The following is a 23,628-nucleotide window of genomic DNA, read 5'->3' on the forward strand; positions in this document are numbered from 1 at the left end:
CTTGACCCGACACCGGTTTAAGCTAACTACTGCTATCCGGAAACTCCTGAATGGTCACCGGTAGCGTCAGCTTCTGATCGTTTCGCAGCACCTGTACATCAATGACTGAACCCGGACGAATTTCTGCTACCTGATCCATGGTCTCCTGCGCGGAGATGGCTGGCTTGCCGTTGACACTGAGCAGCACATCGTTGGCCTGAATCCCGGCTTTATCCGCTGGCCCGTCTGGTGTGACCACACTGACAATAATGCCCTGAACCCGATCCAGATTGCTGCCCTGACCATGCAGCGGTGGCAACTCACGCCCGGTAATGCCGATATAGCCGCGGATCACCCGACCATCACGAATCAGCTTATCCATGATTTTCGACGCTAAGACAGTTGGAATGGCGAAACCGATGCCTTCCGGGGTTTCACCATCATTACTCTTATCAAACGTCAGGGTGTTGATGCCCATCAGTTCGCCAAGTGAGTTAATCAGCGCACCGCCGGAGTTACCCTGGTTGATTGAGGCATCGGTCTGCAGAAAGTTTTGCCGGCCTGACGAACTCAGGCCTACGCGGCCCGTGGCGCTGATAATGCCCTGCGTTACCGTCTGACCGAGGTTGTAGGGGTTGCCGATTGCCATTACCACATCACCAATATGCGGCTGACGATTGGGATTAATCGGGATAACGGGCAGGCCGGAGGCCGTAATCTTGAGAACCGCCAGATCGGTCATGCCATCGGACCCCACCAGCGTCGCTTCAAAGAAGCGGCCATCCTGCAATGCCACGATAATCTGATCGGCATTGTTGATCACATGCTTATTGGTAAGGATGTAGCCTTTCGTATTCATGATCACCCCTGAACCCAGGGTGGTGATGCCACGATTGTTGTTGCCATGGGCGCTGCGGTTGTAAACGTTCACAACAGCAGGCACGGCGCGGCGCACCCCCTGATTGAAGCTAAAGGGCGTTTCGTCGGTAATATTTTCGTGGTTATAGAGGGCGTCGCTGCCCATACGCAGTGCAGGCAGTGCTGCGAGCAAAATACCCGCCACAATCAGGCCCAGCACCACGGCACGCAAAAGTTTAAGAAACATGGTGTTAAATCACGCCAGGGGAGATCGCAGGGGAGAATAACATGAGAGCGGCGGACACACACGCGCTTGTGTCCGCCGTAATGCGATGTTTATTTCAACAACAGATAGATACTTTCATCGCCGCGCACCACATTCAGTGCCAGTACCGGCGGTTTTCCTTCCAGAATTTTACGCATTTCTGCAATGGTCTGAACGCGATTGCGGTTAACGCCGATAATCACATCATCTTTCTGCAGGCCAACCTGTTCAGCCGGCGTACCTTTTTCGATGGTATCGACCTTCACGCCTTTATCACCGGTTTTGGTCTGTCCATCACTCAGAGTTGCGCCCTGAAGTGCAGGTGACATCAGCTGAGCGCTGGCGGTACTCTGGGCGCTCTGTTCCAGCGTGACGGTAACGGTTAGCGGCTTACCTTCGCGCAGCAGGCCAAGTTTAACCTGTTCGCCTGGCGGCGTGGTGCCCACTTTGACGCGCAACTCTGCGAAGCTGGTAATCGGCTTATCATTGATTGACGTAATGATATCGCCTGACTTCACGCCCGCTTTCTGTGCGGCAGACTGCGGTAAGACTTCTGAGACAAAGGCGCCGCGCTGCGCATCGACATTAAACGCTTTAGCCATATCGGCCGTCATTTCAGTGCCTTTGATGCCGAGCTGACCGCGCTTCACTTCTCCAAATTTGATTAGCTGCTGCGCGAGGTTCATCGCCATATCACTTGGGATCGCAAAGCCAATGCCGATATTGCCGCCGCTGGAGGCCAGAATCGCGGTGTTAATACCGATCAGCTCGCCGTTGAGGTTGACCAGCGCGCCGCCCGAGTTACCGCGGTTAATGGCGGCATCGGTCTGAATAAAGTTTTCCAGCCCTTCCAGGTTCAGGCCGCTGCGGCCCAGCGCAGAAATAATCCCTGAAGTGGCGGTCTGCCCCAGGCCAAACGGATTACCGATCGCCACCGCAAAATCACCGACTTTCAGCTGATCGGAGTCTGCAACTTTAACCTGTGTGAGGTTTTTTGCGCCCTGAATCTGAATCAACGCAATATCGGTCTGCTCATCATGGCCGATCAGTTTGGCTTCATATTCGCTGCCGTCGCCAAGCTGTACGTTGATCTTATCCGCACCATTGACCACGTGATTGTTGGTCAGCACGTAGCCTTTAGCGGCATCAATGATGACGCCAGAACCTAAACCTTCAAATGGCTGGGGCTGACTGTTTCCGCCAGGCATCTGGCCGAAAAAACGTTTCAGGGGTTCAGGAATATCCTGAGCCTGTGCACCTGAATCGGTGCCTTCCACGTGAACACTGACCACGGCGGGCAACACTTTTTCCAGCATCGGTGCCAGACTTGGCAGCGGCTGGCCCGCAATTTGTGCTGGCAGCGTTGCCATCGCGTCTGGCGCGGCGGCAAGGCTCATCCCAATACTCAGGGCTAATGCGCTAAACAGGCGTGCTTGTTTTTTCATTGCTACAACGCTCTCGCTGCAAAAGGTGGGAGGAATTAATGAGTGTGACAGTCGTTTGCGGTCAGGGTTCGCAAAAACAGCGGGCGCAGACAGGCTGCGCCCAAAAAGATTAGTCGCGGGCAGGGCGCTCGCCACGCAGTAAACCGGATGCGCCTTCAGAGTAGTCGCGTGGCATCTGCACCGGCACCTGATCGTTGTCCGCTTCAGCTTCAGTCAGCTGATAGGCAAACGGATTTTTCTGGCCAGGCAGATTTGGCAGCAGGTCATTTGAGCCTTTTGCCATATGCTGATAGAGCTGACGATAGTCACGCGCCATGTTGTCCAGCAACTCCGCGCTCTGCGCGAAGTGATTGGTCAGCTCTTCGCGATAATCAGCCAGCTCCGCTTTCGATTTTTCCAGCTCATACTGCATACTGCGCTGCTCACGCAGCTTTTTGTTGCCAAAACGCATGGCGACTGCGCCGACAATAATACCTACCACTAAACCAATTAGCCCGTATTCCCAGGTCATAATGACTCCCGTGTTATTTCCATTGTTCCGTAGGGCGTTGCACCATTTCAATAATAGTCACTATACCCGTTAATCTTATGGATGTGGAACTCCGGAGCAGCATGGCTTAGTGTAGAACGGCCTTTTTTTCAGCAACCGTGGTATCAATCAGACACCATTCAGGGACTTTGAAACAATAATGCAAACCTCAACTCTGCTTGCACGCTATGAGCAGGCGCTGTCGCAGGGCGAATTCAGGCCCGATGACGTACAACGTGAAGCGATTACCCGTTTAGACGCGCTGCAGCAGGCGCTGGTTGCCCGGCAACAATCTGCCGCACCTTCCTCATCCGGCCTGCTGGGACGCCTCTCTAAATTGATGGGCAAAGAGAAAAAAGAGACAGTACAACCGGTACGCGGGCTCTATATGTGGGGCGGTGTCGGTCGCGGTAAGACCTGGGTTATGGATCTTTTTTTTCAGTCTATTCCTGGCGATCGCAAACTGCGTCTGCACTTCCACCGTTTTATGCTGCGGGTACACGAAGAACTTACGCAGCTTCAGGGCCAGAGCGATCCATTGCTGATCGTGGCGGACAAATTCAAAGCCGAAACCGACATCCTCTGTTTTGATGAATTTTTTGTCTCCGATATCACCGATGCAATGCTGCTGGGCACGCTGATGGAAGCGTTGTTTGAACGCGGCATCGCGCTGGTCGCCACCTCGAACATTCCGCCGGACGATCTCTATCGCAATGGTCTGCAGCGTGCCCGCTTCCTGCCTGCTATTGAGCAAATAAAACGACACTGTGATGTGATGAACGTGGATGCCGGTATCGACTACCGGTTACGCACGCTGACCTCCGCGCATCTGTGGAACTTCCCGCTCAACGCAGAGACACATGCCGAGATGGGCCGGATGTTCAAAGCATTGTCAGGCAGCCAGCCTGAAGCGGCACCGGTTCTGGAAATTAACCATCGCCAGATGCCGACGCTGGGCGTGAGCGAAGGCGTGCTGGCCATTAATTTCACGACCCTGTGCGGTGAGGGACGCAGTCAGCATGACTACATTGCGCTGTCGCGCCGTTTTCACAGCGTGCTGCTCTATGACGTGCCGGTGATGATTTATAAAACTGAAGACCCGGCGCGCCGTTTCCTGGCGCTGGTCGATGAGTTCTATGAACGTCATGTGAAGCTGGTGGTTGCGGCGGAAACGTCACTGACCGAGATTTATCAGGGCACGCGACTGAAGTTTGAATACCAGCGCTGTTTATCCCGACTCCAGGAGATGCAGAGCGAAGAGTATCTGCGTTTGCCGCACCTGCCGTGAGAATAAACAGGATAAATACCGAAATAGGGTTCGATTTTTGTAACCGACTTCTCTATAATCTTGCGACCCCACGTTACAGCAAAGGATTTTTTTCCCAAATCCTCTGTGTTCCAGTAACTCTATCCGAAGGGGTGGCTTGCTGGTCAAAATGGTCGTGTGAGCCTCATTCGTTTACTTAAGCGTTTGGGATTTCACCAACGTGTAACTTAATTTGGGTAAGCTTTTCGATGAAAACTTTTACAGCTAAACCAGAAACCGTCCAACGTGACTGGTTTGTAGTTGACGCAACGGGCAAAACTTTGGGTCGCCTGGCGACTGAACTGGCGCGCCGTCTGCGTGGTAAGCATAAAGCGGAATACACTCCGCACGTTGATACGGGTGATTACATCATCGTTCTGAACGCAGAAAAAGTTGCTGTAACTGGCAACAAGCGTACTGACAAGATCTACTATCACCACACCGGCCACATCGGTGGTATCAAACAGGCGACCTTTGAAGAGATGATTGCTCGCCGTCCTGAGCGTGTGATTGAGATCGCGGTTAAAGGCATGCTGCCGAAGGGCCCGCTGGGTCGTGCTATGTACCGTAAACTGAAAGTTTACGCAGGCAACGAGCACACCCATGCGGCACAGCAACCGCAAGTTCTTGACATTTAATCGGGATTAAAGGCAATGGCTGAAACTCAAAACTACGGCACTGGTCGCCGCAAAAGCTCTACCGCTCGCGTATTCATTAAGCCGGGTAGCGGTAACATCGTAATTAACCAACGTTCTCTGGAACAGTACTTCGGTCGCGAAACTGCCCGCATGGTAGTTCGTCAGCCGCTTGAGCTGCTGGACCTGGTTGGTAAATTCGATCTCTATGTCACTGTTAAAGGTGGCGGTATTTCTGGTCAGGCTGGTGCGATCCGTCACGGTATCACCCGCGCTCTGATGGAATACGACGAATCACTGCGTGGCGAACTGCGTAAAGCAGGCTTCGTTACTCGTGATGCGCGTCAGGTTGAACGTAAGAAAGTCGGCCTGCGTAAAGCACGTCGTCGTCCTCAGTTCTCCAAGCGTTAATTGTTTGCAGCTCCGGCTGCGGCAATTGGCTCAAAAAACCCGCTTCGGCGGGTTTTTTATTTTCTGCCTTCCCTCGACTTCCCGCGAAAACCGTAACATCGCGCTCAATTTACCTGCAAAGATTCATTACACGCCCACAAGCAGCCTAAAATCTGGTAAACTCTGTGTCACTTTGCGCCCGCAGGCCGGTGCGTTATGCGCCTTCCCTCTGTCGGGGCGTCAGTATCTGTGACGCGGCTAACCAGGTTGCGTGCGAGTTCGATAAGCTGGTGAATCGCCGTGTGGTTGGCTATTCGCAGTATCTTTTTGTGAACAAACTTGGAGGTTTTCATGGCTGTCGCTGCCAACAAACGTTCGGTAATGACTCTGTTTTCTGGTCCTACTGACATTTTCAGCCATCAGGTTCGTATCGTCCTGGCGGAGAAGGGTGTCAGCGTAGAGATCGAGCAGGTCGAAATGGATAACCTGCCGCAGGATCTGATTGACCTCAATCCGTATCGCACGGTACCAACGCTGGTAGATCGTGAGCTGACGCTGTATGAATCACGCATCATCATGGAATATCTGGATGAGCGCTTCCCGCATCCGCCACTGATGCCGGTTTATCCGGTGGCCCGTGGTGACAGCCGCCTGATGATGCATCGCATCGAGCAGGACTGGTACAGCCTGATGCGGAAAGTCGAGAACAGCACGGGTCAGGAAGCCGAAGCTGCACGCAAGCAACTGCGCGAAGAGCTGCTGGCCATCGCGCCACTGTTTGGCCGTACGCCTTACTTCATGAGCGAAGAGTTCAGTCTGGTCGATTGCTACCTGGCACCGCTGTTATGGCGTCTGCCTTCCATGGGCATCGATCTGATCGGCTCGGGTTCTAAAGAGCTGAAAGGTTACATGAACCGCGTATTTGAGCGTGATTCTTTCCTTGCTTCATTAACTGAAGCTGAACGTGAAATGCGCCTGCAAGCCCGGGCTTAACGTATGGAAATGTCGCAACTTACTGCACGTCGTCCCTATCTGCTGCGCGCCTTCTATGACTGGCTGCTCGACAACCAGCTGACGCCGCATCTGGTGGTCGACATTAATCTGCCGGGTGTGCAGGTGCCGCTGGAGTATGCGCGTGATGGTCAGATTGTCCTGAACATCGCGCCACGCGCTGTCGGTAACCTCGACCTGGCCAATGATCAGGTGTCGTTCAACGCCCGCTTTGGTGGCGTTCCTCGCCAGGTTAACGTGCCGATGGCGGCGATTCTGGCGATCTATGCACGTGAAAACGGTGCCGGTACGATGTTTGAACCGGAACCGGCTTACGAGCTGGGTATGCAGGAGGCGTCAGAAGGTCAGGAAGAGACCATGATGTCCGTGATTGATGGTGATCGTCCTGACGACGCCAGCGATGACGAGACGCCGCCTGATGACGATCCACCGCCACGTGGCGGACGGCCTTCACTGCGCGTCGTGAAATAGCCGTGACCTGACAGCGAATACCCGTCCATGCGACGGGTATTTTTTTGCCTGTCAGCCATAAAAAAATCCGGCTGCCTGCGCAAGCCGGATTTTTATCAGCAGACCTTCACAATCAATAAACGTCGCGCAGGTAGCGTTTCTCTTTCTTCAGCTGGTCGACGTAGTCCGCCGCGCGCTCGGTGGAGAGACCACCAAACTGGCGAACCACTTCATACAGCGCATTATCCACATCCTTCGCCATACGTGAGGCATCGCCACAGACGTAGAAGTACGCCCCTTCCTGCAGCCACGCATAAAGTTCTGCGCCCTGTTCCAGCATCCGGCTCTGCACGTAGATTTTCTTTTCCTGATCGCGTGAGAAGGCCAGATCCAGATGAGTCAGCAAGCCGCTATCCCGCCAGGCCAGCAGCTCATCCTGATAGATAAAGTCATGTTCCTGATGCTGATCGCCGAAGAACAGCCAGTTTTTTCCCTGCGCGCCGGTAGCCTGGCGCTCCTGCAGGAAGGCGCGGAATGGCGCGATACCGGTGCCCGGTCCCACCATGATCAGCGGTGCGCTGTTATTGGCAGGGACGCGGAACGCTTTATTGGGTGAGATAAAGATGGCGGGCTTCTCACCACGACGCACGCGTTCGGCCAGATAGGTCGAGCAGACGCCGCCGCGATTACGGCCGCCACTGTGATAACGCACCGAGGCAACGGTCAGGTGCACCTGATTCGGATGGGCTTTAGAGCTGGATGAAATTGAGTAAGCTCGATGCTGCAGCGGGCGCAGCAGGGCAACAAACTCAGGCACTGTCAGCGTGCGCGTCAGTTCAAGCTGCAGCAGGTCAAGGGTATCTTTACCCCACAACCAGACGCCCAGCGCATCTTTATCATCATGCTGTAAGACATGACGCAGTTCCTGATTGGTGGTGTTCTGTCCAACCCACTCGATTAACTTGCGTGACGGCTCTGAGATCTCAAACTGATAGGTCAGCAGGTCGCCGAGGCTGCGGTCAAAGCCAGGTACTGGCGTCTGGTAGTCAGCATTAAGCTGGGTTAGCAGCAGGCTGACCAGTGAGGGTTCGTTGACCGGAATCACGCCCAGCGCATCGCCCGCTTCATACTTCAGGCCGCTGTCAGACAGGTCGAATTCGAAATGACGAATATCTTTGGCTGACTGCTCGCCTGACAAGCGCTTATTCGTGATCAGCGCGGCGGCATACGGATTCGATTTGTTGCTGCCTGGAATGACCGGCGCTTCAGGCGCGCTCTCCAGCACGGTGCCGCTGCTGCCTGCGCTGGCGGCAAACTGTGGCATTGAGCTGTTCAGCCACTCGCTGGACGGCTCTTCATAGTCGATATCGCAGTCGATGCGATCCACCACGCGTTTCGCACCCAACTGCTCAAGGCGCATATCGATGAACTTGCCCGCCTGACAGAAGCCATCGTAACCCGTATCGCCAATCGCCAGCACGGCGAAATGCATCTGCTCCAGACGCGGTGCGGTACTGGCAGAGATCGCATCCCAGAACAGCTGGGCATTGTCCGGCATCTCACCTTCACCATAGGTCGAGGTGACAATCAGTACATGGCGCATGGTGGCAAACACGTCGAGATCAACATCGCCCAGCGCCTGAACCACCGGCACCAGCCCTTTCGCACGGGCAGATTTCGCGGCGGTCTGGGCCAGCGCTTCGGCATTGCCGGTCTGGGAGCCGTACAGAATGTGCAGCTGCGTGGTCGCGGCTGCGCCCGTACCTGCGGCAGGTTGCTGCTTGTCTTCTAAGACCAGCAAACGGGAGTGAAGGCCCGCGAGAAAGCCAGCCAGCCAGTACTTCTGATCGCCATTAAAAGGTGCATCTTCTGGAATATAAGGAATTTTCATGGGTACTTTTACTCAATCCCGTTCTCGCCCGATATCAGTGGCGTTCCCCGGTCTGAAAGCGGCTCCGCCTTCCCGCGCGGCAGCGTGTGCAGCAGGGAAGAGCGGTTCTGCCTCTGTCCGGTACAACGATTAATCCGGGCAATGATCAATTAATAATATTCAGTTCAGCCTGATCAGTATCACTGTCAGGAGAGTTTACCCACCGCAGCGGCAATTTCCGGCAATGCCGCACGTGCAAACAGCTCTTCAAAGTCAGGCAGGTGGCCCAGCACTTCACGGTTACAGGCATCCTGATACAGGATCCAGCCGTAGGTCGCCAGACTGTCCATGGAGCGGATGTTACGTTGCGTCAGTGCCGCTTTGTAATCTGACATGCGTTTAGTACCAATCAGACTGGCCAGTTCATCATCGCTGTAACTCTCGATGGCGGAACGGGCATGACGCTGCAGCTTGCTGACCAGCGAAAAGTCTTCAGTCATCAGCAGATTGCGGACCGCTTTTTCCACCGCCGCATCTTCAACCGGCGTGCCTTTGGGCAACTTCGCCAGTGCCAGCTGCTGGGCAAAGCTCAGCACGGTGTAGTTATTCAGCAGGACAAACATTTCCTGCGTATCGGTCGCGCCATAGGCCGGAACGGCACCGTTGGCGATGGTTTTACCCTGACGCCACGCGGCTTTGAATTTCGCCACCTGATGGCCTGCCAGTGCTGTGGACAGCTCTTCGAGCAGATCTTTGCGGCTCCTGGCTTTCAGGATCTCGCCACCATCCTGATAGAGCAGCAGTGAGCGCGGCATCACGTAAACAAAGTGGTGGCACTCTGTTTCCCAGTTCTCCAGCAGCCAGGCAGCACGCGGTGACTGGGTCGCCTCCAGGTGCCAGTTCAGCATGGTCAGCACGGCCTGCTTGTGCACCTGCGCCATCTCATCCTGATCGGCAATCGATCCGAATCGTACTGAATCACCTGCAGCGTGGCTGGACAGCGATCCATACGGGTCGTACTGGTAAGCAAAGCCGCCGCTCATACCGTTGCCAAATCCTTTACCAAAAGTGCCGAGGTTGAGGATGGCACCGTTAGTCATATATTCGCAGCAGAAGTCACCCACGCCTTCAACAACGGCGGTTGCGCCGGAGTTACGCACTGCGAAGCGGTCGCCGGCCTGGCCCTGCACGAACAGTCGTCCGCCAGTCGCGCCAAACAGTGCAAAGTTACCGATCAGCACGTTGCCATCGCCATCCTGCGCGCCGCCGCCAGGCGACATCACAATCAACTCACCGCCACACTGTCCTTTGCCGACACCGTCGTTACAGGTGCCGTAATGGGACAGCTGCATGCCATCGTTGCAGAAGGCGCCAAATGACTGACCGGCAGATCCGGTGGTGGAAATTTTTACGCTCTCAGGGGCCAGATAGCGGCGACCGCGATCGTCGGTCATGACTGCAGGCATCGCCTGCAATTGCTCTGTGCTGAGCTGATGGTTCAGCATACGCTCAATGTCGATGGCCAGCTGGCCGCCGACGCTTTTGTTACGGTTATTCAGCACGATGCTGTTGCCCAGTGAGACGTCAGGAGTTTCCTGCTCTACCAGTGACAGCTTCAACTGCTCAATCCAGCCATCATCCAGCTCAAAATCTTTTTCCAGGTAAACCGGCTTGTCGATCTTCAGCTCAGGAACCACGGTCAGCATGGCGCGTAAGTCGAGTTTGCCGACTTCCAGTGGATGATCCATCAGGTGCAGCAGGTCAGAGCGACCGCGTGCCTCGCGCAGGGAACGCAGGCCCATGCGTGCCAGAATCTCACGCACTTCATGCGCCACGTTGAGGAAGTACTGCGCCAGCTGACGCGGATCGCCATCAAAGGCTTCTGCGTTGGTGGTTAAGCCAGCCGGGCACTTCACGTTGCAGTTCTTTGCCATCACGCATTTCAGCATCATCAGCGCGGTGGTACCGAACTCAAAGCTATCGCCGCCCAGCAGGGCTGATTTCACCACGTCGCTGCCGGTCTGCTGTGCGCCCGAGCAGCGCAGCAGGACTTTCTCACGCAGGCCGTTGGCACACAGCGCCTGGTGGACTTCAGCGATGCCGATTTCGGCTACGCGTCCGGTATATTTCAGGCTGGTTACCGACGCCGCGCCGGTACCGCCGGTGTTACCTGCAACGTTAATCACGTCGGCACCGGCTTTAGCCACGCCAACTGCGATGGTGCCGATCCCTTCTGACGATACCAGTTTGACGATAACGCGCACCCGCGCAGCTTTGCAGTCGTGAATCAGCTGCGCCAGATCTTCGATGGAATAGGTGTCGTGATGCGGTGGCGGCGAGACCAGCTCGACGCCAGGTGTACCGCCACGGGCCGCAGCAATCTCAACGGTGACTTTGGCTGCCGGTAACTGACCGCCTTCGCCAGGTTTCGCCCCCTGACCAATTTTAATCTCCAGCTCTTCCAGCATCGGATCCGCCAGATAGGCAGCCCAGACGCCGAAACGACCCGAAGCCAGCTGTTTGATACGGGAGGCACGGATGGTGCCGTGACGGGAGTAATGCTCGCCGCCTTCACCGCAGTTACTCATGCCGCCGACCATGTTGGTGCCGTGTGCGACCGCTTCATGCGCCGGCGCGACCAGTGCACCGTGGCTCATTGCCCCGGAAGCAAAGGTTCGCGTAATTTCACACGCTGGCTGTACTTCGCTCAGCGGCAGTGAGGGGAGGGTGGTGAAGATACGTGACAGATAATCTGCCGCTTTACCGTATGCGGTCACTTTCAGACCGCCAGTGACCACGTCGCTGCTTTCGATATCATCGCCGAAGCGGGTTTTCAGGGCGCGAGACAGGTTCTGCAGACGTTCACTCTCTGGCTTCAGCTTCTCAATCGCATCGGTCAGACGCAACATAAAGTGATTCAGGCTGCCATCCACCGCTTCACACTCCATGCCGCGAATAGCAAAACCGTTGTTGGTCAGCGAGTAGCGTCCCAGCTTACGGCTGAACTCCGCTTCGCTGTCGATGTGGGTCAGGTCAGCCGGGAAGGTCAGGATATCACGCAGGGCCGCCGGACGACGTTTACGCTCTTCATACATCAGGCTTGAGAACTGACGGTAATCGGCCGTAATCGCAAAATTGTTGATCACATCATCCGGGATGCGCTCGAAGCTGCTGTCTTTAAATGTCTCTGGCTTAATGCCAAACGCATTATCCAGTTTGGCCAGTGTCATCAGGCGGATGAAATTGTCCTCTTCGCGCGCTTTATCGGCAAAGCGAATCGGCTCTTCGGTCATGTCAATGAAGGTACGCACGGCGATGGTGCCGTAGGAGTGACCTGCACCTTCTGCACGCTCTTTAAACAGGCCCAGCAACGGCACTTCAGATTCGCCCTGAATCCTGAGTGCGCTCTGGTGCCAGTCAACGGCCATCGCTGCGATGGCTGCAAAGCCCGCGCCACCCACCGGGGTTCTGATATTCGGGAAATACTTTTTCAGCACCGGATCATCGGTGTTGAGGAAGTTAGGCTCGAAGAATTCGCCGCTGCTGTAGCTCTCAACGGTACAGAGGCCCACTTTGCCCATGGTTTTCATCAGCGCTTTTTCAGCGGCTTTGGCATAGCGTTTGAAGGCTTTGTTGCCCTCTTCACCTTCGCCAAATTTCTCCTCTGCGCGCATCTGAACGCCCAGCGGATAGATAGCGGAAGCCCCGAAGCCGAGGGTGGCAGCAATGTGGTGCGAAGATATGCTCTGGCCGCTTTCAACGACCAGAGAAACATCCAGACGCAGGCCTTCCTGCACCAGGCGCTGGTTGATGGCAGAAACCACCAGCAGCATCGGGATTGCGGCGTGCGTTGACGAGATGTGACGATCGGTAAGCACGGCGATGCCACCCTGCGAACGGGCAAAATCCACTACCTGTTGCGCCAGGTCATCAATCGCTTTTTCCAGCGCATTCGCGTTCGCAGTGGTGCTCAGCAGATCTTTGCCAATTACCGGCTCATAGAGCATCTCAAAGCGGGCATAAGGGGCGATGGTCTGTTCGCGCAAACGCAGCATATCAAGATGGCTGAGGATTGGGGTCGGCACCACAATCTGACGCCCTTTGCTGCGGCCCAGATGGGGTTTCGCACCCAGTGCGACACGCAGCGTCATGCCATCCACTTCGCGGATTGAGTCCAGCGGTGGGTTGGTGACCTGAGCAAAGCGCTGAGAGAAGTAGTGCGCCATGCCGCCTTCATGATCGGATAAGCCGTTAATGGCGTTGCCGTAACCCATCGCGGAGATTTTCTCTGCGCCGGTGTTCAGCATCGGGTCCATCATGAACTTGAAGCTTTCCTGGTTGTAGTAGTAAGCCACAAAGCGCTGATAGGTTTTCAGATCGCCGCGATAACGCAGCGGTGATCCCTGCTGTTCTGCCGGGATCTCAGGCAGATCGTCAAGACCAACGCGCGCATCACGCAGCAGCGCTGAATAATCTTTTTCCGCCGCCAGTTTTTCCAGTGCCTGCAGCGTGGTGTAGCTGCGTTTTTCACGGTGATCGAAATAGAGCATGCCGCCCGCTTCGATACGGCCGCGACGCAACACGTTTTCGGGTGGGAAGGCGATCTGGCCGGCTTCTGACATCGCACCGATATACTCAGCCGTTTCGACTGAGCGCAGTGGACGCAGACCAAGGCGGTCAAGACGGGCGCCAATCACTTCACCATTGCCAAAGATTAATGCTGCCGGGCCGTCGTTCTTCTCTTCATACAGTGAGAAGTACTCCAGCATGTCACGCACTTCTGGCGGCAGCGAACTGTCGTTTTCCCATGCTGGCGGCATCATTGAGACGACGGCGGTGATCAGGTCGAGGTTATCTTCCATCAGACGGCTGTGGATACTCTGGTCCAGACGCGAGCTGTCGGACTGACCTTTAGGCCGTACGATTTTCTTGCCACGGGCCAGTGCCAGCGCGGACTCAGCGATGCGGTTTTTACGGTCCGTATTCAGCTCACCGTTGTGCGCCATCAGGCGGAACGGCTGGGCCATTGTGGTATGCGGATCGGTGTTGGTGGAGAAGCGGGTATGGAAAAACAGCCCACGCACCTGATGATCGGGATCGGTCAGATCTTTGAAGTAGGGGATCACTTCATTGGAGTTCAGACGGCCTTTAAACACCTGGGTGCGCGACGACAGCGACAGCGGATAGAGGCCGCCAAATTCGCTTTCGGTAAAGGCGCGGGCTTCAATCGTTAACAGGGCGCGGTAGATGCGTTGTTCGAAGTCATTCTGGTCAGCCACGTCCTGTGGCGCAGTGAAAATCCACTGCAGAATCGGTAACTGAAACTGTACGGCGGCCGGACGTGTCACGCTATTGTCGAGCGGCATGTCACGCTTCATGATCACCGGCAGGCCAAAGCTGTTGAGTGTCTCATCTACCAGACGTTCGGCATTCGCGCGCAGCGCAGCATCTTTCGGCACAAAGAAGTTGCCGACGCCAAAGCGGCCCGCTTCCAGCGGCTGGCCGGTAATTTTGCGGAAGAAATGCAGGGAAAGGTCAACGTTGACCCCCGCGCCGTCGCCGACGCCTTCCGCTGACATACCGCCGCGATGTGGCACCGTGCACAGGGCGCTATGCGCCATCTGCAGAATTTCATGGGTCTGCTCGCCGTCCTTGCGCGTAATGAAACCTACACCACAGCTGTCACTGCCTGCTGTCGGATCATACAAGCCATAGGATTGAGGTTTTTTAGTGGACATTGAGGGTCTCCTTAACTGCTTTGACATTACCTGCACTGTTTCAGGGTCTGAGCGCAACGGGGCGCAACATCATTTTCATCGCCATGCTCTGTCGAGCGCGCGTCATAGCCCTGAGCATTTCTCTCCAGACATCGATAAAACGTCCTTAATTGAGCTGCTCTCTGATTTCCGGTCTCTTAAAGGAGATGACTTAAACCGCGCGGGAGTCTTCTTGTTGCATAGATATGCCGAGACAATGGCCCGTCTGGAAAGCTTTCAGCGGATTTCCAACTTATCGGGAAAGCGTAATCAGGTCAAATAGGGCGGTCAGACAGGGTTAACAGGTGTTCTTTCTGCGTAAGATTATGAATTTATTGTTTTTTTATGTTTAAAATGTATCACTCTGTTGCCTGTCTATCGGCCCATAAATGTGAACTGACTCACTGTAGTGCAGGCGTCAGATCTCTGCACCATGCTGGTGAGGGGATGTTTGACAGCATTAAATGCTGTTCAGCACCGCTGATGCATAGCATGTATCTGTTTTTCTTATGTCCGGCTATTTGAATGAAACAGCGGTTGGTTATAAGAAAAATTAATCAGCACGGATGTGCTTAAAACATCACTAAAGTTGAATGGGTATGCATGTAAGCGGGGTGTGCCTGCGCAACAGGACGTTGCCAGGATATTGAAAAAAGGCCATACGGAGAAATCACGGATTCGCTGGCGGCATTACAGATTATTCATTTGGCACAATCAGTCAAGGGTTTTAAGCGCTTTGTTCTTAACGTCGCCTATCGGCTATGCGAATGCACCATAAAAGCGCATTTGATCGCGTATCTCCACGCGACGTGCCGGGACGTCAGCAGCCCAACTGCGCTATGATGAGGCTGTTTCTCTTCCAGGGAGTTGTCATGAAACAAATTCGTCTGTTGGCGCAGTACTACGTTGATTTAATGGTCAAGCTTGGACTGGTGAGGTTCTCGCTGCTGCTGGCGTCTGCGCTGGTGGTGCTGGCGATGATCGTCCAGATGGCGGTTACGATGGTACTGCGGGGGCATGTCGAGAGCATTGACGTGGTGCGTTCGGTCTTCTTTGGGCTGCTGATTACGCCCTGGGCGGTCTATTTTCTGTCGGTGGTGGTCGATCAGCTGGAGGAATCCCGGCAGCGGCTGGCACGGCTGGTGGATAAGCTGGAAGAGATGCGCACCCGTGACCTGGAACTGAACCAGCAGATGAAAGAGACCATCACGCAGCTGAATCAGGAGATCAGCGATCGTAAGAAGGCGGAGCTGGCTCGCGAGCAGGTGATGGACAAGCTGCGTGAAGAGGTGACCCGTCGCGAGCAGGCACAGATTGAGCTGGAGCAGCAATCCTCCTTCCTGCGCTCATTCCTGGATGCTTCGCCTGACCTGGTTTTCTATCGCAATATCGATAAGCAGTTCTCCGGCTGTAATCGGGCGATGGAACTGCTGACCGGCAAAAGCGAGAAGCAGCTGATTGGCCTGACGCCACGCGATATCTATGATGATGAAGCGGCAACGAAAGTGCTGGAAACGGACGAGAAGGTGTTCCGTCATAACGTTTCGCTGACTTATGAACAGTGGCTGCAATATCCCGACGGGCGTAAAGCCTGTTTCGAGATCCGTAAAGTGCCTTATTACGACCGCGTCGGTAAGCGCAGCGGGCTGATGGGCTTTGGTCGCGATATAACGGAACGTAAGCGCTATCAGGACGCGTTAGAGAACGCAAGCCGGGAGAAGACCACCTTTATCTCTACGATCAGCCACGAGCTTCGTACGCCGCTTAATGGCATTGTCGGCCTGAGTCGCATTCTGCTTGACACCGACCTTAATCAGGAACAGCTGAAATACCTGAAAACCATTCACGTCTCTGCCATCACGCTGGGCAACATCTTTAATGATGTGATTGAGGTGGACAAAATCGAGCGCCGCAAAGTACAGCTGGATAATCAGCCCCTCGACTTCACCGGTTTCCTCGCCGATTTAGAAAATCTTTCCGGTCTGCTGGCCCAGCCAAAAGGGCTGAAGTTTGTGCTTGCACCGCAACTGCCGCTGCCGCATATGATTTCGACGGATGGAACGCGTCTGCGTCAGATTCTGTGGAACCTGATTGGTAACGCCGTGAAGTTCACTCAGCAGGGCGAAATCGTGGTGCGGGTAGCCTATGAACAGGACGAAACGCTGCGCTTTGAGGTGCAGGACTCTGGTATGGGTATTCGTCAGGAAGAGCAGGATAAGATCTTTGCAATGTACTATCAGGTCAAAGATCAGCATGGCGGTAAACCGGCGACCGGCACCGGTATCGGGCTGGCGGTTTCACGTCGTCTGGCGCAGGCGATGGGCGGTGATATCCGTGTATACAGCGCACCAGGGCAGGGTTCATGCTTTACCGTAGAGATTAAAGCGCCACGCATTGCTGAAGAGGTGGAAGATGAAGGCCTGGACGACAGCCTGCCACTCCCTGCGCTGCATGTGCTGCTGGTTGAAGATATTGAGCTGAATGTGATTGTGGCGCGCTCGGTGCTTGAGAAGCTGGGCTGCAGCGTCGAGGTCGCCATGACCGGCAGCGAAGCGCTGGCGCTGTTCGACCCGCTGGAGTTTGATCTGGTGCTGCTGGATATTCAGCTGCCCGATATGACCGGGCTGGATGTTTCGCGTGCGATTCGTCAGCAGTATCAGGGAACGCATCTGCCACCACTGGTGGCACTGACCGCCAATGTCCTCAAAGACAAAAAAGAGTATTTCGACGCGGGAATGGATGATGTCCTGAGCAAACCGCTGGCAGTGCCGGCGCTGACCGCGATGATCAAAAAGTACTGGGATTATCAGGCAGATTCGGAAGAGGAAACCGCAGAGGTCAGCGATGACAAAACCCGGATGCTGCTGGATGTGGCGATGCTCGAACAGTATATCGAGCTGGTTGGTCCCGGTCTGATCACCCAAAGCCTGACGATGTTTGAAAAGATGATGCCGGACTATCTTGCGGTGCTGGAATCGAATCTGATGGCGCGCGATCAGAAAGGCATTGCTGAAGAGGGGCACAAGATCAAAGGGGCGGCAGGTTCGGTCGGGCTGCAGCGCCTGCAGATGCTGGCGAAACAGATCCAGAGTCCTGAATTACCGGCGTGGTGGGACAACGTTGTTGAATGGATTGACGAGCTGAAGCATGAGTGGCGACATGATGTGCAGGTATTGCGCGACTGGGTGGCAGAGCAGGATAAGTCATATCCTGGAAAAAAATGACCCCAGCCGAGGCCGGGGTGCGCGAATACTGCGCCAACACCAGGGAAAGCATTGCGGTCGCTATGATTTGAATAATTAATGCAGCCGCAGGGTATTGGTTAACACTGACATCACCTTAGCAAATTCATCTTCTCGTGCGACAAGATTCATTAAAATTTGTGATATTGAGCAGCGTTTGAATATAGAAAACATTAATTTGGCAACACAGTCAAGTAAGGAATCATTTTCTCTGCTGCATTGCTGTTATTTTAATCAGATTTGTGGTTTTTGGTATAGTTTTGACGCTGATCAGCTGCAAAGCAAAGGCTGAGCAGCAGTAAGTTAAGCTGGTATTAACCTCTGCCTCTTCAGAGAAGCTAACGCGCTGATATTGCAGGTGACCACCCTGAAATGACATGAATTATCCAAAACGATTTGGAATGATAAAAAAGAATCTAAAACTTTGTCCTGCACTCGCGCTGACATCATTGCGCTTAATGAGAGTAAAAAGGGCCATAACAACTCTGAGCGACGTTGTTAAGCGCTGTTTATTTATACGATATCAGCGTGATTCTGATTAAGCTTTGGGCGGCTTATCATTCATAAAAAAATAACAGTTAAGTATATTGAATGATTTAAACCGGCGTTTATCACCCATTATTAAGTGTTTATCTGGAAAGATGCTAAGCCATAATAATGAATGGAACCGATTCCTTTTTTCCGGAAGTCCTTGAACTATTTCGAACTGTTGCAGCATTTTGATGCAAAATGATTGAATAAAGTCTGGAAACCGCTGCAAGTTTTTCAGCGATTTTTGTGAAAAAGCGACTTTACTGGCAGTGATTACATGAGTGATTAATTAACGTCTGAAACAGGTATGGGAAGATTGCATGAACAAGCATAAAGGAAGCGTCGGACAGCGTATCAGACGTATTATTGGTCGTGTCCTGCTGGTATGGCTGGGCGTATGGCTGGCGGGAATTTTGCTCTTTTCGTTCCTGCCTGTACCGTTTTCAGCGGTGATGGCTGAGCGACAGATCGGTGCCTGGTTACGCGGTGACTTTAGCTATATCGCCCACTCTGACTGGGTCGGACATGATGAGATTTCGCCGTGGATGGGGCTGGCCGTTATCGCCTCAGAAGATCAAAAGTTTCCGGACCACTGGGGGTTCGATGTCGCGGCGATTGAATCTGTACTGGATAACAGCGATAGCCGGATGCGTGGTGCTTCCACACTGTCACAACAGACAGCAAAGAATCTGTTTCTGTGGGATGGCCGCAGCTGGGTGCGTAAAGGTCTGGAAGCGGGGCTGACAGTGGGTATTGAGACTGTCTGGACGAAACGACGTATTCTGACCGTCTATCTTAATATTGCAGAGTTTGGGCCGGGTATCTTTGGCGTTGAAGCAGCGTCACAGCGCTATTTTCACAAGCCAGCCAGCCGGCTTACCGCTGCCGATGCCGCTTTACTGGCGGCCGTTCTGCCTAATCCTATCCGTTATCGTGCTGCTACGCCTTCAGGCTACGTCAGAGAGCGACAGCAGTGGATTATGCGTCAGATGCGCCAGCTTGGCGGGGAAGGCTTCCTGCAGCGTAATAAGCTCGACTAAGACTTAGTCTTCATCAAAGCCCGCTTCAAACAGCTCAATGACCGCTGCCAGCGCCGGGATCTCCTCCGGGCCGCTGGCTTCAATCTCTATGTGTCCGCCTTTAGCCGAGTCGAGCATCAGCAGCGCAATCACGCTGCTGGCCTCAGCTTCCGTGCCGGCTTCGTTGCGCAGCAACACTTCGGCATCAAAGCTCTGCACCAGCTCAAACAGCTTCATTGCCGGACGGGCATGCATGCCCAGCTTGTTTTTGATTTCTACAGTTTGTCTGACGGTCATGATTTGCGCTTTTCCAGCGTGCGATGGCGTGACTGTACATTCTTACCGCGCGAACGGAAGTAATCCGCCAGCTGCTCTGCAATATAAACTGAGCGGTGTTTGCCACCGGTACAGCCAATCGCCACGGTAAGATAGCTACGGTTATTGGTCTCCAGCATCGGCAGCCAGAGTTCAAGATAGCTGCGTGTCTGGTAGATAAAGTTGTGCACTTCAGTGTGGCGGTCAAGGAAGGCCGCCACCGGGCGATCAAGGCCGGTCATCGGGCGCAGCTTAGGATCCCAGTGGGGATTGGGAAGAAAGCGCACGTCAAAGACATAATCAGCGTCAATCGGGATGCCATGTTTGAAGCCAAAGGATTCAAACACCATGGTCAGTTCGCGTTCACGCTTGCCCAGCAGACGGGTACGCAGCATCTCGGCCAGCTCATGTACCGACATTTCTGAGGTGTCGATGATCAGATCGGCACGCGAACGCAGCGGCTCCAGCAGATCGCTCTCTTCATCGATAGCGCTCTCCAGCGACAGATTTTTGCTGGAGAGGGGATGCAGACGGCGCGTATCGCTGTAACGACGAATCAGGGTATTGCGATCGGCGTCGAGAAACAGCAGCTGAGGTGAAAATGTGTCAGGCAGATTATTCAGCGCGGTTTCAAAAATTTCCGGGGATTCAGGCATGTTACGAACGTCGATGCTGACTGCCGCCGAAATATTGCGTTCCGCCAGCGAGTTGGCCAGCTCAGGCAGCAGCACGACCGGCAGGTTATCAACGCAGTAGAATCCCATATCTTCCAGCGCACGGAGCGCCACTGACTTCCCCGAGCCTGAACGACCGCTAACGATCATCAGCACCATGACCTTCTCTCCCGTTTTAAAACCGGCACCGGGCCGGTAAAGACGCGTTACTGCTCTGTCTGGACTTCCGTAATAATGGCATAGAGCTCTTCATCACTCTGCGCAGCACGCAGCCGACGGCAAACCGTTTTATCAGCCAGACGTTTTGCCACCAGTGAAAGGGTGTGCAGGTGTGTTTTGCACTGGTCAGCCGGAACCAGCAATGCAAACAGCAGGTCGACCGGCTGGTTGTCGACGGCATCAAACGCAATCGGCTGCTCAAGGCTGATAAATACCCCAACCGCACGCAGCGTATCCTCTTCCAGCTTGCCGTGAGGAATGGCTATTCCGTTACCAATACCGGTACTGCCCATGCGTTCGCGGGTCAGAATCGCTTCAAAAAGCGTCTGGTGCGGCAGGTTGAGCTGCTTAGCGGCCAGTTCGCTGATGATTTCCAGCGCACGTTTTTTGCTCTGGCAGTGTACGCCGCTGCGGGTGCAGTCTGGCGAAAGCACTGTGCTCAATTCCAGTGTAAGGTCGTTGTTCATTATCGTTTCACTTGCGTGTTCACCAGGCCATTCACCGCCAGCGCCCTGATATGTGCGACAAACGGCGCTTGCTCAGATGACAAAACGGGGCGGATTATCCGCCCCATCCTGTCGGCTCTGCGCGCCATGCGCGCGTAGCTAGCGTGAAGGTTAGTGTTTTTTCAGTTTATCTTTGTGTTTGGTCAGCTGACGGGCGAGTTTATCAATCAGCCCGTCAATTGCCGCATACATATCTTCCGCTTCCGACGTGGCGTGCAGCTCGCCACCGTTCACGTGGAGTGTTGCGTCAGCCACCTGTGTGACTTTCTCAACCTTCAGGACAACATAGACCTGATTGATATGTTCAAAATAGTGTTCCAGTTTGGCAAATTTACCGCTGACGAATTCACGTAAAGGTGGCGTGATTTCAACATGTTGCCCGGTCAGGTTCAGCTGCATAGGTCTTCCTTCTCATTTCTTTCAAACCAGTTGTTTACGCTGGTTCGATGGCGGGATGGATAAAGACTCACGATATTTGGCGACGGTACGCCGTGCCACCATGATCCCCTGATCAGATAACATGGAGGTCAGTTTACTGTCGCTCAAGGGTTTGGCTGGATTTTCCGCCGAAATTAATTTCTTCACCAGAGCACGGATCGCGGTAGAGGAGGCTTCACCGCCACCTTCCGTATTAACATGACTGGAGAAAAAGTACTTCAGTTCAAAAATGCCACGCGGGCTGTGCAGATACTTCTGCGTGGTCACACGGGAAATGGTCGATTCGTGCATCTCAACGGCCTGGGCGATATCGGCCAGCACCATCGGACGCATAAATTCTTCACCCTGCTCGAAGAACGCCTGCTGCTGCTCAACGATACAGCGCGTGACTTTCAGCAGTGTGTCATTGCGGCTTTCCAGACTCTTAATCAGCCAGCGCGCTTCCTGCAGATTACTGCGAATAAACTGGCTGTCGCTGTCATTGCGCGTTGCCCCGCCCATTGCCGCATAGTGCTGGTTGATTTTCAGACGAGGCACGCTGTCGGCATTGAGCTCAACCGTCCAGCGGTTGCCGACCTTACGCACCAGTACGTCGGGGATAACATATTCCGGCTCGCCGGTGTTGATGGACTGACCCGGACGCGGGTCCAGCGACTGAATCAACAGCATCGCCTCTTTCAGCACCTCTTCTTTGAGGCGCGTGACGCGCATCAGGCTGCGGAAGTCGTGATTGGCCAGCAGGTCGAGATGTTCGCTGACAATCAGGCGTGCTTCAGTCAGCATCGGCGTTTCTGGCGTATACTGGGAGAGCTGAACCAGCAGACAGTCACGCAAATCACGTGCGCCTACACCAATCGGGTCAAAGCGCTGGATGCGTTTCAGCACCGCCTCAACCTCATCCGCTTCAAGCTCATCATTGCCGATGCTGTCGAGGATCTCCTCAAGCGAGACGGTAAGATATCCGGTGTCATCAATAGCATCGACGATAGACGTCGCAATCGCGCGATCGGTATCGCTGAAAGGCGTCAATTCGACCTGCCACATCAGGTAATCCTGCAGTGACTGCGTGGTTTCGCCCTGATAGACCGGCAACTCATCATCCTGATAATCGGTACCGGTGCCGGAAGGGGTGCCAGCGGTGTAGATTTCATCCCAGGTGGCATCCAGCGGCAGCTCATCAGGCATCTCTTTCTGCTCGAGCGCTTCACGGGTATCCAGCGCTTCGGCTTCTGACGATTCCCGGGAGTCAATCTCGTCATGCAGATCGGTCTGCTCAAGCAGTGGATTACTTTCCAGTGCAAGCTGTAACTCCTGCTGGAGTTCAAGCGTAGAGAGTTGCAGCAGGCGAATCGCCTGCTGCAACTGTGGAGTCATTGCCAGCTGTTGGCTGAACCTGAGTTGTAAACCTTGCTTCATAGACAGGATGGTAGTTCCCAGGTAAACATCGGTATTAACGACACCTTATCAGAGTCTGAACTCTTCACCCAAATAAACCCGCTTAACCTGCTCATCCGCAAGAATTTCATTGGGTGTACCATGCGCAATCAGGTGGCCCTGGCTGACGATATAGGCCCGCTCACAGACCGCTAACGTTTCGCGCACGTTGTGGTCGGTAATCAAAACGCCGAGGCCGCTGTCACGCAGATGCTCAATGATCTTCTTGATGTCGATAACGGAAATAGGGTCAACACCGGCAAAAGGTTCATCCAGCAGAATAAACTTAGGATTGGCAGCCAGCGCGCGGGCAATCTCAACACGACGTCGTTCACCACCCGACAGTGCCTGGCCCATGCTGTCACGCAGGTGCTCGATGTGGAACTCTTCCATCAGCTCCCGGGCGCGATCCTGGCGTTGCTCTTCGGTGAGGTCATCACGGATCTGCAGTACCGCCATCAGGTTATCGTAGACGCTGAGGCGACGGAAAATCGACGCCTCCTGCGGCAGATAACCGATGCCGCGACGCGCACGCGCATGCAGCGGCAGGATGCTGATGTCTTCATCATCAATAACAATGCGGCCAGCGTCACGCGGCACAATGCCCACCACCATGTAAAAGGTAGTGGTTTTACCGGCTCCGTTCGGACCCAGCAGGCCGACAATCTCGCCGGATTTTACCTGCAGGCTGACATCTTCTACCACGCGACGGCCTTTATATGCCTTCGCCAGGTTTTCTGCGATTAATGTGGCCAT

18 protein-coding genes are annotated in these 23,628 nt (G+C 54.3%); 7 read left to right on the forward strand and 11 right to left on the reverse strand.

Translation table 11 applies throughout. From position 1 onward, the window contains the following. Positions 1–22: 22 nt before the first annotated feature. The 3 genes from degS to zapG all read right to left on the reverse strand — a co-directional run bounded on the left by degS (position 23) and on the right by zapG (position 3,058). Positions 23–1,084 (reverse strand): outer membrane-stress sensor serine endopeptidase DegS, encoded by a 1,062-nt coding sequence (degS, locus tag QSK07_RS05545; RefSeq protein ID WP_033781618.1) that lies wholly within the window; start codon positions 1,082–1,084, stop codon positions 23–25. An 89-nt stretch (positions 1,085–1,173) separates the two neighbouring features. Next, on the reverse strand, positions 1,174–2,547 hold the full coding sequence (gene degQ, locus QSK07_RS05550) for a serine endoprotease DegQ (RefSeq protein ID WP_098051702.1): 1,374 nt from the start codon (positions 2,545–2,547) through the stop codon (positions 1,174–1,176). 109 nt (positions 2,548–2,656) lie between these two features. Then, on the reverse strand, positions 2,657–3,058 hold the full coding sequence (zapG, locus tag QSK07_RS05555) for a Z-ring associated protein ZapG (protein WP_003848291.1): 402 nt from the start codon (positions 3,056–3,058) through the stop codon (positions 2,657–2,659). Between the two features lie 178 nt (positions 3,059–3,236). Here zapG and zapE point away from each other — a divergent pair, with 178 nt between their 5' ends. The 5 genes from zapE to sspB all read left to right on the forward strand — a co-directional run bounded on the left by zapE (position 3,237) and on the right by sspB (position 6,889). After that, positions 3,237–4,364 carry a cell division protein ZapE gene (zapE, locus tag QSK07_RS05560; RefSeq protein WP_285721067.1) on the forward strand — a complete coding sequence of 376 codons (1,128 nt, stop codon included), beginning with the start codon at positions 3,237–3,239 and terminating at the stop codon, positions 4,362–4,364. Between the two features lie 227 nt (positions 4,365–4,591). Further along, positions 4,592–5,020: a 50S ribosomal protein L13 gene (rplM, locus tag QSK07_RS05565; protein ID WP_008925400.1), complete on the forward strand. Its 429-nt coding sequence runs from the start codon at positions 4,592–4,594 to the stop codon at positions 5,018–5,020. A gap of 15 nt (positions 5,021–5,035) precedes the next feature. Next, the gene (gene rpsI / locus QSK07_RS05570; protein ID WP_008925401.1) at positions 5,036–5,428 is read left to right on the forward strand and encodes a 30S ribosomal protein S9; all 393 of its coding nucleotides are present in this window, start codon (positions 5,036–5,038) and stop codon (positions 5,426–5,428) included. 330 nt (positions 5,429–5,758) lie between these two features. Further along, a complete protein-coding gene (sspA, locus tag QSK07_RS05575) occupies positions 5,759–6,400 on the forward strand; it encodes a stringent starvation protein SspA (RefSeq protein WP_003851135.1) in 642 nt (213 codons plus the stop codon). 3 nt (positions 6,401–6,403) lie between these two features. Further along, positions 6,404–6,889 (forward strand): ClpXP protease specificity-enhancing factor, encoded by a 486-nt coding sequence (sspB, locus tag QSK07_RS05580; RefSeq protein WP_013359871.1) that lies wholly within the window; start codon positions 6,404–6,406, stop codon positions 6,887–6,889. 112 nt (positions 6,890–7,001) lie between these two features. Here the strand turns inward: sspB and QSK07_RS05585 are convergent, their stop codons facing one another. Both QSK07_RS05585 and QSK07_RS05590 read right to left on the reverse strand, forming a co-directional pair. Further along, positions 7,002–8,759, reverse strand: coding sequence for a sulfite reductase subunit alpha (locus QSK07_RS05585; RefSeq protein WP_285721068.1), 1,758 nt, complete (start codon positions 8,757–8,759; stop codon positions 7,002–7,004). Between the two features lie 185 nt (positions 8,760–8,944). Beyond that, entirely contained in the window at positions 8,945–14,476 is a 5,532-nt protein-coding gene (locus tag QSK07_RS05590) for a glutamate synthase-related protein (RefSeq protein WP_285721069.1), read from the reverse strand. An 890-nt stretch (positions 14,477–15,366) separates the two neighbouring features. Here QSK07_RS05590 and arcB point away from each other — a divergent pair. Beyond that, positions 15,367–17,718: an aerobic respiration two-component sensor histidine kinase ArcB gene (gene arcB / locus QSK07_RS05595; RefSeq protein ID WP_098051698.1), complete on the forward strand. Its 2,352-nt coding sequence runs from the start codon at positions 15,367–15,369 to the stop codon at positions 17,716–17,718. 869 nt (positions 17,719–18,587) lie between these two features. Next, positions 18,588–19,307, forward strand: coding sequence for a monofunctional biosynthetic peptidoglycan transglycosylase (gene mtgA / locus QSK07_RS05600; RefSeq protein ID WP_285721070.1), 720 nt, complete (start codon positions 18,588–18,590; stop codon positions 19,305–19,307). A gap of 3 nt (positions 19,308–19,310) precedes the next feature. On the opposite strand, the gene npr is transcribed toward mtgA, so the two are convergent. The 6 genes from npr to lptB form a co-directional block, all read right to left on the reverse strand. Further along, positions 19,311–19,583, reverse strand: coding sequence for a PTS phosphocarrier protein NPr (npr, locus tag QSK07_RS05605; protein WP_010251923.1), 273 nt, complete (start codon positions 19,581–19,583; stop codon positions 19,311–19,313). Next, a complete protein-coding gene (rapZ, locus tag QSK07_RS05610; RefSeq protein WP_010251920.1) occupies positions 19,580–20,434 on the reverse strand; it encodes an RNase adapter RapZ in 855 nt (284 codons plus the stop codon). Before rapZ ends, npr begins: the two co-directional genes overlap by 4 nt. 47 nt (positions 20,435–20,481) lie before the next feature. Beyond that, the gene (gene ptsN / locus QSK07_RS05615) at positions 20,482–20,961 is read right to left on the reverse strand and encodes a PTS IIA-like nitrogen regulatory protein PtsN (protein WP_013359876.1); all 480 of its coding nucleotides are present in this window, start codon (positions 20,959–20,961) and stop codon (positions 20,482–20,484) included. A gap of 150 nt (positions 20,962–21,111) precedes the next feature. Beyond that, the gene (gene hpf / locus QSK07_RS05620) at positions 21,112–21,399 is read right to left on the reverse strand and encodes a ribosome hibernation promoting factor (protein WP_098051696.1); all 288 of its coding nucleotides are present in this window, start codon (positions 21,397–21,399) and stop codon (positions 21,112–21,114) included. A gap of 21 nt (positions 21,400–21,420) precedes the next feature. Next, complete coding sequence (rpoN, locus tag QSK07_RS05625; RefSeq protein ID WP_275220313.1) at positions 21,421–22,854, reverse strand: RNA polymerase factor sigma-54; 1,434 nt, start codon at positions 22,852–22,854, stop codon at positions 21,421–21,423. Between the two features lie 48 nt (positions 22,855–22,902). Beyond that, positions 22,903–23,628: an LPS export ABC transporter ATP-binding protein gene (gene lptB, locus QSK07_RS05630; RefSeq protein ID WP_009092467.1), complete on the reverse strand. Its 726-nt coding sequence runs from the start codon at positions 23,626–23,628 to the stop codon at positions 22,903–22,905.

The organism is Pantoea sp. QMID4, from assembly GCF_030270445.1.
Lineage (GTDB): Bacteria > Pseudomonadota > Gammaproteobacteria > Enterobacterales > Enterobacteriaceae > Pantoea > Pantoea vagans.